This window comes from Paenibacillus zeisoli (genome assembly GCF_003994465.1).
Taxonomy (GTDB): Bacteria; Bacillota; Bacilli; order Paenibacillales; family Paenibacillaceae; genus Fontibacillus; species Fontibacillus zeisoli.
Window position 1 is genome coordinate 291,576 of the sequence record NZ_RZNX01000004.1, and the last position, 14,747, is coordinate 306,322.

Here is a 14,747-nt window from a genome sequence, read left to right on the forward strand (position 1 = left end):
GTATTCGGTCACTGGCCGGTACCCTATACTTTCAACATGTGAGACCAACTTTTGGGGAGGAAAATGAATTGAAATCTTTAATTCGCTTTAGCATGAAGAATGCCACAGCAATATTGCTGCTGGTAGCGGTACTGGCTGCAGGGGGTTATTATGCGGTCAGCCAAATGAAAATGGAGAAATATCCTGATGTGGATATTCCTTATCTTCATGTAAATATCGTGTACCCGGGTGCATCACCCGAGCAGTCCATGAGAGATATTGGAGAGGTCCTTGAGAAGGAGTTCAGCAATATAGAGGGTGTTACGGGCGTATATACGTGGGGTGCTCCCAATGCATATTCGGGTGTGATCAAGACCAGCATGTCGGTCAATATGGACAAGATTGAAGAGGAAGCTCGTAACATCGTCTCCAAAGCCAAGCTTCCCGAGGGCACAGGTGAGCCCGTCTTTACAAGCGAGAAGCTGGATCCTGAGATCTATACCGTTGCTTACAGTGGAGCAGATGAGGAGAAGCTGCAGCGGTTCGTAGAGGGCGAAGTTGTTCCGGCTGTAAAATCAGCTGAGGGCATAGGCCAAGTTCAAGTAAAGGGCATTCAGGACAAGCAAATATACATACAGGTTAAACCCGGGAAACTGAAAGAGAAAGGCCTTACTCTCGATCAGGTCCAGCAGTTGATTACAGCTAGTCACGTGAATATTCCGATCGGTGACATCAAGACATCTTCACAGATTCTGCCTGTCCGTATGGATGATACATTGAAATCTATGGAAGACGTTAAAAGTATTCGCTTGTTTGCCGCGGCTGGTGCGCCCCAATCTGCGCCTGGAGGGGAAGCTAAGCTGAACTCTTTTACACTGGACGAGATTGCAGATATTACATACCGTGCCTCAGATGAAACAATTACCCATATGAATGGGGAACCGGCGGTAACTATCAGTGTTCTGTCAAAAGGCGGAGAAGATGCCGTTGGTATGGTTAAGCAGATTAAGCAAAAGTTATCCAGCCTCGCCATTCCCTCAGGAATCAAGCAGGAGCTTCTGCTGGATCAATCTGAGGATATCCAGCACTCCGTCTATGGCATGCTTCGCGAAGTGCTGCTCGGCTGTCTGATGGCCGTTGCGGTAACGCTGCTGTTCCTGCGTAACCTGCGCTCAACCTTGATTGCTGTCATTTCCATACCGCTGTCGATGCTGGCTTCATTTATTGTACTGAACCAGCTTGGTTATACCCTGAATATGATGACTCTTGCAGGTATCGCTGTAGCGATTGGACGGGTCGTGGATGACTCGATTGTGGTTATTGAGAATGTATTCCGCAGGGTACGGGGAGCTCAGGAACGCAATCCGGAGCTGGTCGAGCAGGCCACCCGCGAAGTGTCATCTGCCATCACATCCTCTACGCTGACGACCGTGGCGGTCTTCCTGCCGCTGGCCTTCGTGCCAGGCATTGTTGGTAAATTCTTCGTCCCGCTAGCCTGGACTATTGTAATCTCGCTGCTGTTCTCGCTGCTGGTCGCGGTGACCATTGTCCCGCTCATGTCGAGACTATTCCTGCTCAAGATCAAGCATAAGGAGCATAAGGAAGGCAGCCTGCAAAAGGTCTACCGCAGAATGCTGACAGGAGTCCTTCGTCACAGAGCAGTGACGCTCACTCTGGCGATTGTGCTGCTTGCCGGAAGCATGGCGATCCCGGCCGCGGGTGCGATTGGGTTCAACTTCCTGCCTTCGGAGAAGCCGACCAATTTTAATGTTGATGTCACCATGCCGGTAGGGACAAATGAAGCTTTAACGCAGGAGGTAGTCAAGGATGTAGAGCAGGTAGTCAAGGCTGAGCCAGGGGTGGAGCGTACCTTTATCCGTGCGGGAAATGAAGATGGGCGCGTTGCCTTCAAAGTAACTAAAGAAGCGGATACGACCCGTATGGGTGAAGAGCTTCGGAAGAAATTTTCCAAGATCAAGGGCGCCGAAAGTATTATCCTGGTCGGTCTAGGCGGGATCGGCGGAAACAATCTGAACATTATTGTCAACGGGCCAACTCGGGAATCGATCACAGAAGGAGCCAATCAAATTGCGGCTGCCATCCGTAAAATTGACGGTTTGGCGGATGTGCGAAGCTCGGCGCAAGGAGAGAAGCCGGAGATTGCCATTGATCTGAATCATGAGCGGGTGGCTGAGAAAGGGCTGACACCGGCCCAGGTTGCCTCAAGCCTCAGAATGATGGTCACCGGAGGCACGATTGCTAGCATGGATATCAACAATAAGCCATCCGATGTTATTCTGAAGCTGCAGACAGATCATACGGGATCCACTGAGCAGCTTAAGGAACAGGAAGTTACCGGCGCTTTAGGTCAACCGGTGAAGCTTGGGGATCTGGGTGTGATTAAGAAGATCCAAAGCCGGACCCAGGTTGCCCATTTGGACCAGAAAGAATATATGGAGGTCTATGCCTCGATTACCGATAACAACTCAGCTAAAGTGAGCAGCGATGCCTTTGCAGTCATGAATGCCCTTAAGCTGCCGAACGGAGTGTCCTGGACTTCTGAAGGAGCCGCCAAGGAAATGAATGATGGCTTCGTCAGCATGGGGATTGCCCTGTTGATCAGTATTGTGCTTGTCTACTTTGTAATGCTGCTAGCTTTCGGTCAGGCCATGCTGCCATTCGTCATTCTTGCTTCTATTCCTTTCTCTATAATTGGAGCGATTGGAGGGTTGTTCCTGGCAGGTGAACCGATCGGGATGCCGGCGATGATTGGACTGCTGATGCTGAACGGCATCGTGGTAACCAATGCCATCGTACTGCTTGACCGGGTGAAGCAGAATGAACAGAAGGGGATGGAGAGACGGCAGGCCTTGATCGAAGCCGGAGTTACCCGTGTGCGTCCGATTCTGATGACAGCTATTGCTACGGTAGGCGCCTTGCTTCCGCTCGCTCTATCCACCGAGGCTGGCTTGGTGTCCCGTGCTCTTGCAGTGGTGGTTATTGGCGGACTTGTCAGCTCGACACTGCTTACCCTGCTGATCGTGCCGGTCATCTACAGCTTCATGGGCGCGAAGCGCGAGAAGGTGAAGCAGGAGGTATTGGTTCCAGCGAAGCAGCTGTGAAGGTAATGAATACGTATTGTAAGCCAAGGCCTGCGGAGAGACGAACGATTGCGGACAAGCGCTAGCGGTCGCCTATGGTTTTGGATTTTATCCGCTTAACATTCATTCAAGAAATCCAAAACCCAACAGCGAGGGGAGCAACGTTCGTTCTCGGAGTCTTTCAAGCACAAACCGAACTTCTATACAAATAGGGGGCCGTCTTATGACTTTGGGACGGCTCCTTTTCACATTTCCATATATTCGGGGAACTTGAAGTTAGGACAATCCTGTTATAATAGATGGATTGATAAGCGAATTCATAGTGACAGAACAGGAGTGCATAATGACTAGAATTGCAAAAGAGAGAATACTAGAAATTGAACTTCTACGGGCGATTGCCTTTGCAGGGGTAGTGTTCCAGCATGCGGTCGCCCATTATGGCTACCTGAAGGATGTTGGTCTTGCTGACGGTGTACTGCTGGCCCTGCTCGTCATCCTATCAAAATTTGCGGTACCCGTATTTATCTTTATAACTGGAATGGTACTTTTCTACAATTACGATGGAGAACTGAACTATCGCTCATTTCTGGTAAAAAGGCTCAAGGACATAGGAACACCTTTTTTCATATGGTCCATCTTTTATATGTATCTGAATCACGCCTTTCCGGGCCTCAATCTACAAGAAATTTTAGCTGCCACGGAGCGGTTAATCACTGGGAAATCAAGCTATCATTTGTGGTATGTGTTCATGATGATCCAGTTCTATCTGCTGTTCCCGCTGTTCCGGCGATGGGTGAGGGGAGTATTTGAACGTCTGCGTCCATCGGTTCGTCCGTGGGCGGTAGGGGCAGCAGGGGCTGCCTATATCGGGCTGATGCCACTGATCGGTATGATAGCCGGCATGTTCTCGGCAGCTGATATTCCGGCGATCACTCCGCTATTCACCACTTATGCGGACCGGAATGTGCTTTATTATTTGTTCTATTTCCTGATGGGTGCAGCGGCGGGTATGAACGTTCCCAGGTGGCAGTTATGGGTTAAGCAGGGACAATTCATCTACTGGCCGGTATTTATCAGCTTCGCAGCCTATTTTTTCTATCGGCTGGTGAATGGTTTTGAGAGTGCAGACGGGCTTCATATTAACTTTAATGGGGTGGCTCTGCTGCAGCCGCTAATGGTTATTTTCCTGACAAGCTCGATATTTGTGCTCCACCGGATCGCGATGGCATTAAAGAACAGTGGTAATCCACTCCTGCTCCGTATGCTGGCTGGAATCAGCGCGTTATCGTATGGAGCCTACCTGATGCATGCCGCCGTGCTGCGGCTCGCTTATGCCCTGGAAGGAAGCCTATTCGCCGAATGGAGTATCACCCTGCGTACCCTGATCGCTTTTATATTATGTATGGTGATGTGCAGTCTCTTTACGTGGATACTGGCGAAGCTTCCATTTGGTAAATGGGTGGTAGGAGTTCATATTCCGAGGAGAGCGAAGACTGGGCAGCAGGCGGTTCGGAATCCCGGCGTGAACTCTTAGCGAGAACGCGTCGATATGAATTTGTGTGAGATATTACGGGCCAGCCCACACCCTCAGGCTTATGACTGCGTAAATTGAGTCATGAACCTGTGGAGGTGATAACCAATGGCAAAGTTGTCTAATCACGCGAAAGCTCGCAAGTATTTGAACAAACGGGTTAAGATCAAGACCAAGACAGGCAGTATCCTGTACGGAACTATTGTGAAAGTCTCCGGCAAGCGGCTGTATTTGAATACCTCCTCGCTGCACGGCAAGGATACGAAGGCCCATGTCACTTTTGCACCCCTAATTCTGCCTTTGGTCCTTTTCGATCTGCTTGTTATTATTTTGCTGGAGCGGCCTGGAAGAAGAAGACACCACAGACACCACTGGTAGCTCGCAGCGCACGTCAAGAACAAGCCGCTAGTCAGCTGCCGAAGCGCAGAATATGCTGTGAACCTAGAAGGACAGTCATTTGACTTCCTTAGTGTAGAGAAACCCTGGTCATTGATGACCAAGGGTTTCTTTTTTATTTTGGTAGTTTTTTGCAGCTCCCATGTAAAGTCCCGGCTTGTCAAACATGTCCGCATAATCGTCCAAGTTCCCACATAGACATGTATCAAGTTTAGGAAAATTCATATGGGCTAAGGGGATGATACCATGCGTCGAATCACATGGGTGCTAACCATGGTGATAGCTTTCAGCATGCTGCTGGCTGCTTGCGGAACAAAGAACTCTGCTGATGTTGTCAAAGACTTGGATCAAGTCGTTACAAAGATGGAAAGTTATGAAGGTACGGGAACCATGACCTTACATACCGGCGAGAAGCCTCAGGAATACCGGGTGGAAGTATGGTATCAGAACCCGTCCTATTACCGCATTGCTTTAACGAACGCGCAAAAAGATGTGACCCAGATTGTGCTCCGCAACGATCAAGGGGTGTACGTGCTTACACCGAGCCTGAACAAGAGCTTCCGTTTCCAGAGCGATTGGCCGGAGAATCAAGGACAGGTCTATCTGTATCAGACCCTGGTTCGCAGCATCTTGAACGATACATCCCGCCAATTTGTGGATGACAAGGACAGCTATGTGTTTGATGTGGCAGCCAATTATAATACCCAGACTCTCGTGCGTCAGAAAATTTGGCTGAACAAGAAGGACTATGCGCCAAAGCAGGTCCAGGTCTCAGACTCTAACGCCAACGTCGTTGTTGAAGTGAAATTCGACAAGTTCAAGTTCGATGCCGGTTTTGACAAAAAGTCATTTGATATGCAGCAGAACTTGAATGCCTCTACGCCAGACTCCAAAGGCACCATTCTGGAAGTGGACGAGAACGGACAATTAGTCGAAAAGACCCCGGACCAGAATCAAGCAGCTGTTCCGTCCACGGACAGTAAAGATACAGCGGCACAATCAGCGGACGATAAGGCTGCTGAGGCTCAGGATTCTGCCAAGCTTCCCGCCATGAATGAGACCTTCGGGGTCATTATGCCGACCTACCTTCCTGAGGGTGTAGCCAAGAAAGAAGAGAAGGTCATCGAAGGCAGCGAGAACAGCGCAGTACTGCTCCGTTATGATGGAACGTACCAGTATACGCTAACCGAAGGAAGAGCAGCAGACCGTTCAGTATCTTTGGCGGCCAATGGTCAGGTCATTGATCTAGGCTTCACTTGGGGGTATCTGACCGGCTCCGATCAAGAGACACAGAACCTGGCCTGGACGGTGGATGGCCTGGAATTCAATCTTACCAGCAACAACCTGCCGGCAAATGAAATGATCAAGATTGCCGCTTCTATGCAGGATCAAACGGGTAAATAATATTGGGTAGACGGATAACGGCTGAAGGGAGGAATAATTCTTTTCCCTTCACACCGTCCATCCGTCCTCTTTTTTATCTGCTGCATATGTGGTAGGTTCGCCTTAACTATTCTGCCGGAAAGCTGGTTTACTTGCAGAAAAAGGTTTCTCTATCTTAATTGACAGCCACCACAGAGAACATTAACATTAATTTATTGTGTTAATGGATTTTCAAACATTAGAGAAGGTGACCTCATTGCAAGTAAACTATCGACCCACCCAAGTCCAAATTGATCTGGACGTTCTTCAAGCCAACTATTTGGCATTCCGTCAGGCCCTGCCTGAGGGTATGAAGCTTCTGGCCTGTGTGAAAGCTAATGCTTACGGCCATGGAGCGGTACAAGTAGCCAAGGAAATGCAGCGCCTCGGTGCTGATTATCTTAGCGTAGCGTTTCTGGATGAAGCTTTGGAGCTGCGGCAGGCAGGTATAACACTGCCTATCCTGGTGTTGGGATATGTGCCTCCGCATGGTATTCAGGCGGCTTGGGAGAACGACGTAACGATTGCCCTGTTCAGTGATGAAGTGCTGAGCGCCATTCGGGAGATGGAATCCTCCAAATTCCCGGGTAAGCTCAAGGTTCACATTAAAGTGGATACGGGAATGGGGCGGCTGGGGTTGTTCCCTGGTGAGAAGCTGACCCGATTTGTGGGAGAAGTGATGGCGGTGCCGCATGTGGAGGTAGAGGGTCTATTTACCCACTATGCCACGGCAGATGAGGAAGATAAGACCTATACACTGGAGCAGTACCGACGTTTTCAGGGCGCGTGCGAAGCACTGCGGGAGCAGGGTTATGAAATCCCGATTATACATACGGGCAACAGTGCTGTCGCCGTAGATATGCCACAGATCTCTTGCGATATGGTTCGTATAGGTATTTCTCTATACGGTCTGTATCCATCCGCAGAGGTCGAGCAGACTAAGGTGAAGCTAAGCCCGGTATTAACACTGAAAACACAGGTAGTATTTGTTAAAACGCTGCCCCCGCACTCAGGTATCAGCTACGGGATACGCTATGCGACTGAAGCCGAGGAGCTGATAGGTACGCTTCCGATCGGTTATGCGGATGGATATTCACGTATGCTGACGGGGAAAGCAAAGGTTCTGATACGCGGACGCCGCGTGCCTGTCGTTGGAACCATCTGCATGGACCAGTGTATGGTATCGTTGCAAACTTTTGCCGATATGGCAGAGGAAATTCAAGCCGGAGAAGAGGTTGTCCTCATTGGCCAGCAGCGCGGAGAGACCATCACCGCAGGCGAACTGGCTTCCGAGCTCGGCACCATCCACTACGAGATAATCTGTCTGCTGGCTCATCGTATACCGCGGCTTTACACACGTTCAGGAGTGCCTGAACTCATGGTGAATCCACTGATTGAGACCAGGTCCAATTAATTGAATATCCTTAAAACTTTTCACCGTATGAAGGATTTGTTCCGGAGTATCACGAATATATCAAGTAATTGGAAAATGACAAATGGTATGTACGCCACTGTGGTTTCCGTTTATAATGAAATGCAGCATACTTGATATACAGGGAGCATATATTCCTTTGTATAAATTTCCTTGGATAATGATATACTTGTCCTAGGAAAGAAGGTCGAAAGGTTTGTGGGGGTGTAAAGTAATTGGCCAATATGCAGAGCACCAAAAGAATCATGATCAGCTTGCCAGATTATCTTTTGCAAGAAGTGGATGGGATTGTAGCTATGGAGAATTCCAACCGCAGTGAACTTATTAGGCAGGCAATGAAGCTCTACTTGAACGAACGGAAGAAGCGGTTCATCCGTGAGTCCATGCAGCGCGGTTACATGGAGATGGCGAAGATTAACCTGACCATGGCCTCTGAAGCGTTCCATGCGGAGGAAGATGCGGACAGCACTCTGGATCGGCTAGTAAGCGGGGTGTGAACATGATCGTAAAGCGCGGTGACGTATTTTTTGCTGATCTCTCACCTGTTGTCGGTTCCGAGCAGGGAGGGGTAAGACCGGTGCTGATTATCCAGAACGATATCGGGAACCGTTTCAGCCCAACGGCCATAGTTGCTGCGATTACGGCTCAAATTCAGAAGGCGAAGCTGCCGACTCACGTTGAGATTGAAGCAGCTACGCATGGGTTTGACCGGGATTCCGTCATTTTACTGGAGCAGATACGAACCATTGACAAGCAAAGGCTGACTGACAAGATCACCCATCTGGATGAAGAGACGATGAAGAAGGTGGATGAGTCACTGCTTATCAGTGTGGGACTGATTGATTTCTAACTAAACATGACCTGATTATAGGAGGTGCGCCGGGGAGACTCAGGCGCATTTTTTATTTGGGTATCAGGCTGCTGGCAATATAGGCTGAAGTTTGTGATAATAAGTTACATATAGTACAAGAAAGAGGGATTAGATTTGTCAGATATGGACACGTTGGTGGAAGTCACGCCTCAGGAAGTTCAAGCGGAAGAGCAGGAGCGGATCGTAAAGCAGATCGCCAAGGAACTGCAAATTTCCGTCAAACAAATACGCACCACGATCGGGCTGCTGGGTGAAGGGAACACCATCCCGTTCATTGCCCGCTACCGTAAGGAAATGACAGGAGAGCTGGATGAGAACCAGCTTCGTAATATTGAAGAACGGGCAGCTTACTTGCGCGGCCTGGAAGAGCGGAAGCGCGAGGTCATCCGCATTATCGATGAACAGGGTAAGCTGACACCAGAGCTCGCCGCGGCAATCAAGCAATCAGGGAAGCTTCAGGAAGTAGAGGACCTGTACCGCCCTTACCGCCAGAAGCGGAAGACACGTGCGAGCGTAGCGAAGGAGAAGGGACTTGAACCCTTGGCGGAATGGCTCTTGTCCCAGCCCAAGCAGGGAGACCTGCTTGCTGAAGCTGTGAAGTATGCCAGCGCGGACAAGGGAGTAGACTCAGCGGAAGAAGCCGTTCAGGGGGCCATGGATATCGTGGCTGAAATTCTAGCGGATGATGCTGCTATACGGGCCTGGGTACGCAGATATACATTCGATCATGGCATGATTGATACGGTGGCGAAGGATGCTGAACAAGAATCGGTCTATGAAATGTATTACAGCTACCGGGAGCTGGCCAAGAAGATGCCACCGCATCGTATTCTGGCTATTAACCGTGGTGAGCGTGAAAGTGTTCTTAAAGTTTCGCTGGATGTTCCGGCAGAACCGGTTCATAAATATATGGCCGGCCAAATTATTAAAGGCCCTTCTTCGGTTCAGGCTGCGCTTCATACCGTAATTGAAGATGCCTATAAGCGTCTGATTGCTCCCTCCATTGAACGTGAGGTTCGGGCTGAGCTAACCGAGAAGGCCGAGAATCAGGCCATCTCGATCTTCTCGGGCAACCTTCGGAGCCTGCTTCTGCAGCCGCCCGTGAAGGGCAAGAACGTCCTTGGCGTGGACCCCGCCTACCGGACTGGTTGCAAGCTTGCCGTTGTCGACGACACGGGCAAGCTGCTCGAGGTGGCGGTGACCTATCCGACACCGCCGCACAACAAGAAGCGTGAAGCTGCCGCCAAAATTAATGAGCTGATTGATAAGTACGCCATCCAGCTCATTGTTATCGGGAACGGAACGGCTTCGCGCGAATCCGAGCAGTTCGTCGCTGAGATTATCGCCGAACGTGAGGAGCAGGAGCTCGCTTACCTGATCGTCAGCGAGGCTGGAGCCAGCGTCTACTCCGCATCGAAGCTCGCGCAGGAGGAATTCCCGGCGCTTGATGTCGCTGAGCGCAGCGCGGTCTCCATCGCCCGCCGGGTCCAGGATCCGCTTGCCGAGCTCGTCAAGATTGATCCCAAAGCCATCGGCGTCGGCCAGTACCAGCACGATGTCTCCCAGAAGCATCTGGAGGAGAGCCTCAAGACGGTGGTTGAATCCGCCGTTAACCATGTCGGAGTGGATGTGAATACCGCATCACCGTCTCTGCTGTCTTATGTCTCGGGGGTTAATGCAACTACAGCGAAGAACATCGTGAAGTTCCGCGAAGAGAACGGCAAGTTCACGAACCGCAAGCAGCTTCAGAAGGTTCCGCGTCTTGGAGCCAAGACTTATGAGCAGTGCATCGGCTTCATGCGTATTCCGGGAGGCAGTGATCCGCTTGACCGCACGCCGATTCACCCGGAATCCTATTCTGTGGTTACCCGCCTGCTTAAGGAGCTGAACATTGAGCCGCAGCAGCTGGGCTCCAAAGAAGTGGCTGCTCAGCTGTCGAGTCTTCAGCCAGAGCCGCTAGCAGACAGCCTTGGCGTGGGCGTACCCACACTGAAGGACATTCTGGAGAGCTTGCAGCGTCCGGGGCGTGATCCGCGTGAGGAGCTGCCGCTGCCTATTTTCCGTACGGATGTGCTGAAGATTGAAGACCTCGCCCCTGGAATGAAGCTGCAGGGGACCGTGCGCAACGTAATCGACTTTGGCGCTTTCGTAGATATCGGGATTAAGAGCGATGGGCTTGTTCATATTTCACAGCTTAGCAGCGGGTATGTGAAGCATCCTATGGATGTGGTATCCGTTGGGGATAACGTGACCGTCTGGGTACTGAGCGTGGATGTGAAGAAAGGGCGCGTTGGCCTGACGATGCGTGATCCTGAGAAGAACTAGGATTTTAAGTAAAGAAGGTTGTCCTCCACAGTTAATCTGTGGTGGGCAACCTTCCTTTGTGCTTATATAACGAGCTTGAATGGGAGTTGATTCGATAGGTATCAGGGGGCTTGGTTTGCCTTAGGCTCCGTGGTAATCATCCACTGGATTCCGTACTTATCCTCGATCTCGCCGAACAAAGCTCCCCAGAATGCAGGCTCAAGTGGAAGCTTTACCTTACCATCTACAGCAAGATTAGCGAAAGCTCTGCGTGCCTCCTGCTCCGATTCGAACTCTAGCATCAGTGTAGTGGAATTTCCGTAACGTAATGAGTCATATACGAAATCCGACATCAAGAAATGAACTCCGGCGGCAACAAAACTTAAATTAATAATTTTGTCCCTTAACTCCTCCTTCGTCCCAGGAATATCTCCATAAGTGGTCACAGAGCGGATTTCTCCTCCAAGCGCTTTGATGTAGAACTCAGCTTGAGACCTGGCGTCTTCCGAGAAAATGTAGGTTGTAAGTTTGGCCATAAGTCACATTCCTTTACGCAATAGCTTAGAATTAAATAATCGTATTCTAACATACTGAGATCGATATTTACTGTTATATATCTCACAAAAGACTTGAAGCCACCACGAAGTCGCGGGCGACTCAGTGATGGCTTCTTAGGAGCTATTCATTAGCTACAGTTGACCTGCATTGTGATTATCTTGTGGGCGATTATAGTAAAAGAACCAGCACTCGTTAAGCAGCCTGATCTGACGCCGGTCCTTCTTGTGAAAAGCCCGCATGATCTGATTACAGAGCCATTTTGGCAAAAGGCTCACCCTCCTGTCGGATTCCCTTTAATATGCATAGCATATGGGGAGAAGCCCGGAAGTGTGCAGGTCCTACACCGATTGCTCTGCTTCTTCTTCGTACCACTGTTCGAGCTGTGCCTGTAGAGCACGGATCTCGGTAAGCAGGGAAATCAGCGGATAGCTGGTCTCTTTGATCGATGAGAATGAAGCTTCAAGCGTATTGATATATTCCAGTCCGCTGATGATGTGGTTTGTCTCTTCAAGCAGATCGAGCCGGTCGCACTCGGCAACCGCTTTGGGAAGTGTAGGGATTTGCTCGGCCGTCAGCTTGGCAATTTCCTTGTGAAGGCGAAGGTTCAATGCACTCAGCTGATAAGCATAGTCCGCAGGCATCTCCACGAATTGAAGTTCATGATTAGATTGTAAAATGACGTAACGCATGGTCTGCATAATTGGGTGACTCCCTCCAAGTAATTCCTACTTGACAGTGTAGCGTAATCAGAAGTTAAAATTCAAGTGTTGTACAGCGATTTATGGAATGATAAAAGGGGGAAATGATACCTGTGACCAACGAAGAGCTGCAAGCTTGGGTGGAGGAGATTTCCCTACACAGCTTTGGTATGCCGTTTCGGCATAAGGCCTCCTTTAATTCTCGGCTTAGGACGACAGGGGGCAGATATTTTATGCGAACCCATCACATTGATATTAACCCTCATCAGCTTGAAGCGTTCGGAAGAGAGGAAGTCGAGAAGATTATTAAGCATGAGCTGTGCCACTATCATCTGCATTTGGCAGGGAGAGGGTACCAGCATAGGGATCCTGAATTTAAGGCCTTACTTCACATGGTAAAAGGGAGCCGTTACTGCCAATCGCTGCCGGGTACCTCCGGCCGAAGACCTCAGCCGTACCGCTACAAGCTGGTCTGCACACGCTGCAGGATGGAATATTTGCGCAAGCGCAAGGTGGATCCCGGACGTTACCGGTGCGGGAGATGTTCAGGTAATTTGAGAATGGCAGAACTTTGATCTTCTCCGTGAATGATCGTCCGTGATATACTTAGATCAACTCAAGAATAAGGAGTGATCCGATTGGCCAAATCAAATGCCAAGAAGCTAAGAGACAAGCTGGCCCGTGATGGCAAGCGCAATCCTGAGGCAGGAAGAAGTCCATTTGTTTACGCGGATATGCGAACAAGAACAACCAAGACCAAGCATGAGAAAATCTATCTGATCAAGCATAAGAACCAGGTTTCCGGAAGCGGAGATGATGGTTCTTTTTATTTTGGCTATATAAGGGAATTTAGCATATTGGGTTATTTATACAGCAAGGAATGTGAGAACAAGGCATCGAATAAAGGGAAGAATGCAAGTTAATCATAATGATACTTAATGGAGGGATTAGATTTTGAGCAGATTCGGATTATATACAAAATTCACTACGCATGATAGTCAACGTAACGCACTGGTTGAGATCCTGCTCGAAGCGGCATGCGAAATGGAAGCAGTGGAAGGGTGCATCCTATATATCATTAACACTCCGGATAACGACCCGAATAGTGTATGGGTAACTGAAGTATGGAACGATGCGTCAGCTCATCAAGCATCCCTCGCTCTTGAAGGAGCAAGAGAGCTGATTCAGAAAGCCAAGCCGCTTATCGCCAGAATAGAGCAAATCAAACTTAATCCACTGGGCGGCAAAGGAGTTTAAACAATATTTTACATGAGCAAGTAACTTGTATGCTCATAAGTGAGCATGTCTTACATATATATGATAGTGGGAACGTACAAGATGAACTTCTGGGAGAGGAGAGCTGGGCCGAAGGAGTATTTTGCGGATGGAATGGAGGAGAGGCACCATGAGTGCTGAACTACTTATTCAACTGCTTGTGCTCATCATTATGATCATCGGTCTGGATCGACACAGAAAGGATTCCTGAGTTTCCACTACAAAGACCTGGCCAGGCGGCCGGGTCTTTCCTATCACTGGCTTACTAATATTTCCAGATGATTCTTATCCTGTAATTCTTGACTTTGTTAAATCAGCATGATAAATTAATTTAAGTATAAATTATTGTTCCCTGATAGCTCAGTTGGTAGAGCACTCGACTGTTAATCGAGTTGTCACAGGTTCGAGTCCTGTTCGGGGAGCCATTTCTATTTGGAGAGATACCCAAGTGGCTATAAGGGGACCCTCTGCTAAGGGGTTAGACTGCGTAAGTGGTGCGAGGGTTCGAATCCCTCTCTCTCCGCCATATTTCACATAATAAGACTTACATAATGACCAGGGGCTTCTGTAGATAGAAGCTCCTGGTTTTATTTTGTTCTTCTCACCTATGCGGGTCAGGTCAGGAGGGAGCTGCCTGTTCTTATATACACGATCAACTATTGCTGAACGAGCATGGGCGATATTTGGGATCATGATTGCTTCCTGTATTTAACGCTATTTTTCAGCTTATCCAAAGTTCAGTACTTAGCAAAAAACCTGATCATCAAAAAATATAAAAAAAAGCTTGTCAGCCGTATTTGTTTTTGATATACTCATTTTTGTTGTCACACGAGAACAACATGAATTACCTAAGGCATGGCCCGTTGGTCAAGGGGTTAAGACACCTCCCTTTCACGGAGGTAACAGGGGTTCGAATCCCCTACGGGTCACCATTTTTATTACTCAGCTTCAAGTGGGGATGAGAACCCATCAGGGTTCGTCGGAGCATTCGCTTCGGTAGGATTACATCGCAGTCTCGTTCGAAGAACGAGTATCCCCTTCGGGTCACCATGTTTATTCTTAGTAAGAGCCATTAGCTCAGTTGGTAGAGCACCTGACTTTTAATCAGGGTGTCGAAGGTTCGAGTCCTTCATGGCTCACCATTTTAAACTTCATATGCGGTCGTGGTGGAATGGCAGAC

At 49.2% G+C, this 14,747-nt stretch carries 14 protein-coding genes and 4 tRNA genes; 15 read left to right on the plus strand and 3 right to left on the minus strand.

All coding sequences use genetic code 11. The features are described from left to right. The first annotated feature begins 68 nt into the window (after positions 1 to 68). From EJP77_RS12690 to EJP77_RS12725, 8 genes are all read left to right on the plus strand, one after another. Complete coding sequence (locus tag EJP77_RS12690; RefSeq protein ID WP_127199603.1) at positions 69 to 3,101, plus strand: efflux RND transporter permease subunit; 3,033 nt, start codon at positions 69 to 71, stop codon at positions 3,099 to 3,101. A gap of 322 nt (positions 3,102 to 3,423) precedes the next feature. Next, positions 3,424 to 4,614: an acyltransferase gene (locus EJP77_RS12695; protein WP_127199604.1), complete on the plus strand. Its 1,191-nt coding sequence runs from the start codon at positions 3,424 to 3,426 to the stop codon at positions 4,612 to 4,614. A gap of 105 nt (positions 4,615 to 4,719) precedes the next feature. Next, positions 4,720 to 4,989 (plus strand): hypothetical protein, encoded by a 270-nt coding sequence (locus EJP77_RS12700; RefSeq protein ID WP_127199605.1) that lies wholly within the window; start codon positions 4,720 to 4,722, stop codon positions 4,987 to 4,989. Between the two features lie 264 nt (positions 4,990 to 5,253). Next, complete coding sequence (locus tag EJP77_RS12705) at positions 5,254 to 6,411, plus strand: outer membrane lipoprotein-sorting protein (protein ID WP_127199606.1); 1,158 nt, start codon at positions 5,254 to 5,256, stop codon at positions 6,409 to 6,411. Positions 6,412 to 6,646: 235 nt separating this feature from the next. After that, complete coding sequence (alr, locus tag EJP77_RS12710; RefSeq protein WP_127199607.1) at positions 6,647 to 7,843, plus strand: alanine racemase; 1,197 nt, start codon at positions 6,647 to 6,649, stop codon at positions 7,841 to 7,843. 233 nt (positions 7,844 to 8,076) lie between these two features. After that, complete coding sequence (locus EJP77_RS12715; protein ID WP_127199608.1) at positions 8,077 to 8,358, plus strand: CopG family ribbon-helix-helix protein; 282 nt, start codon at positions 8,077 to 8,079, stop codon at positions 8,356 to 8,358. A 2-nt stretch (positions 8,359 to 8,360) separates the two neighbouring features. Continuing rightward, entirely contained in the window at positions 8,361 to 8,711 is a 351-nt protein-coding gene (locus tag EJP77_RS12720; protein WP_127199609.1) for a type II toxin-antitoxin system PemK/MazF family toxin, read from the plus strand. A 144-nt stretch (positions 8,712 to 8,855) separates the two neighbouring features. Beyond that, the gene (locus EJP77_RS12725) at positions 8,856 to 11,057 is read left to right on the plus strand and encodes a Tex family protein (protein ID WP_127199640.1); all 2,202 of its coding nucleotides are present in this window, start codon (positions 8,856 to 8,858) and stop codon (positions 11,055 to 11,057) included. 101 nt (positions 11,058 to 11,158) lie between these two features. Here EJP77_RS12725 and EJP77_RS12730 read toward each other — a convergent pair whose 3' ends face one another. The 3 genes from EJP77_RS12730 to EJP77_RS12740 all read right to left on the minus strand — a co-directional run bounded on the left by EJP77_RS12730 (position 11,159) and on the right by EJP77_RS12740 (position 12,292). Beyond that, the gene (locus EJP77_RS12730) at positions 11,159 to 11,572 is read right to left on the minus strand and encodes a VOC family protein (protein ID WP_127199610.1); all 414 of its coding nucleotides are present in this window, start codon (positions 11,570 to 11,572) and stop codon (positions 11,159 to 11,161) included. A 153-nt stretch (positions 11,573 to 11,725) separates the two neighbouring features. Beyond that, positions 11,726 to 11,860 carry a cortex morphogenetic protein CmpA gene (gene cmpA / locus EJP77_RS12735; RefSeq protein ID WP_127199611.1) on the minus strand — a complete coding sequence of 45 codons (135 nt, stop codon included), beginning with the start codon at positions 11,858 to 11,860 and terminating at the stop codon, positions 11,726 to 11,728. A 72-nt stretch (positions 11,861 to 11,932) separates the two neighbouring features. Next, positions 11,933 to 12,292, minus strand: a complete 360-nt coding sequence (locus EJP77_RS12740) for a hydrolase/acyltransferase (RefSeq protein WP_127199612.1) — start codon at positions 12,290 to 12,292, stop codon at positions 11,933 to 11,935. A gap of 113 nt (positions 12,293 to 12,405) precedes the next feature. On the opposite strand from EJP77_RS12740, the gene EJP77_RS12745 reads away from it, so the two are divergent. From EJP77_RS12745 to EJP77_RS12775, 7 genes are all read left to right on the plus strand, one after another. After that, complete coding sequence (locus EJP77_RS12745; RefSeq protein ID WP_185897336.1) at positions 12,406 to 12,867, plus strand: SprT family protein; 462 nt, start codon at positions 12,406 to 12,408, stop codon at positions 12,865 to 12,867. A 63-nt stretch (positions 12,868 to 12,930) separates the two neighbouring features. Continuing rightward, the gene (locus EJP77_RS12750) at positions 12,931 to 13,215 is read left to right on the plus strand and encodes a hypothetical protein (RefSeq protein ID WP_246021884.1); all 285 of its coding nucleotides are present in this window, start codon (positions 12,931 to 12,933) and stop codon (positions 13,213 to 13,215) included. Between the two features lie 31 nt (positions 13,216 to 13,246). Beyond that, complete coding sequence (locus EJP77_RS12755; RefSeq protein ID WP_127199614.1) at positions 13,247 to 13,549, plus strand: putative quinol monooxygenase; 303 nt, start codon at positions 13,247 to 13,249, stop codon at positions 13,547 to 13,549. Positions 13,550 to 13,916: 367 nt separating this feature from the next. Then, a tRNA-Asn gene (locus EJP77_RS12760) sits at positions 13,917 to 13,992 on the plus strand. Positions 13,993 to 14,001: 9 nt separating this feature from the next. After that, positions 14,002 to 14,093, plus strand: a tRNA-Ser gene (locus EJP77_RS12765). A 331-nt stretch (positions 14,094 to 14,424) separates the two neighbouring features. Beyond that, positions 14,425 to 14,499, plus strand: a tRNA-Glu gene (locus EJP77_RS12770). Positions 14,500 to 14,633: 134 nt separating this feature from the next. Next, positions 14,634 to 14,709 (plus strand) — tRNA-Lys (locus EJP77_RS12775). Positions 14,710 to 14,747 lie beyond the last annotated feature (38 nt).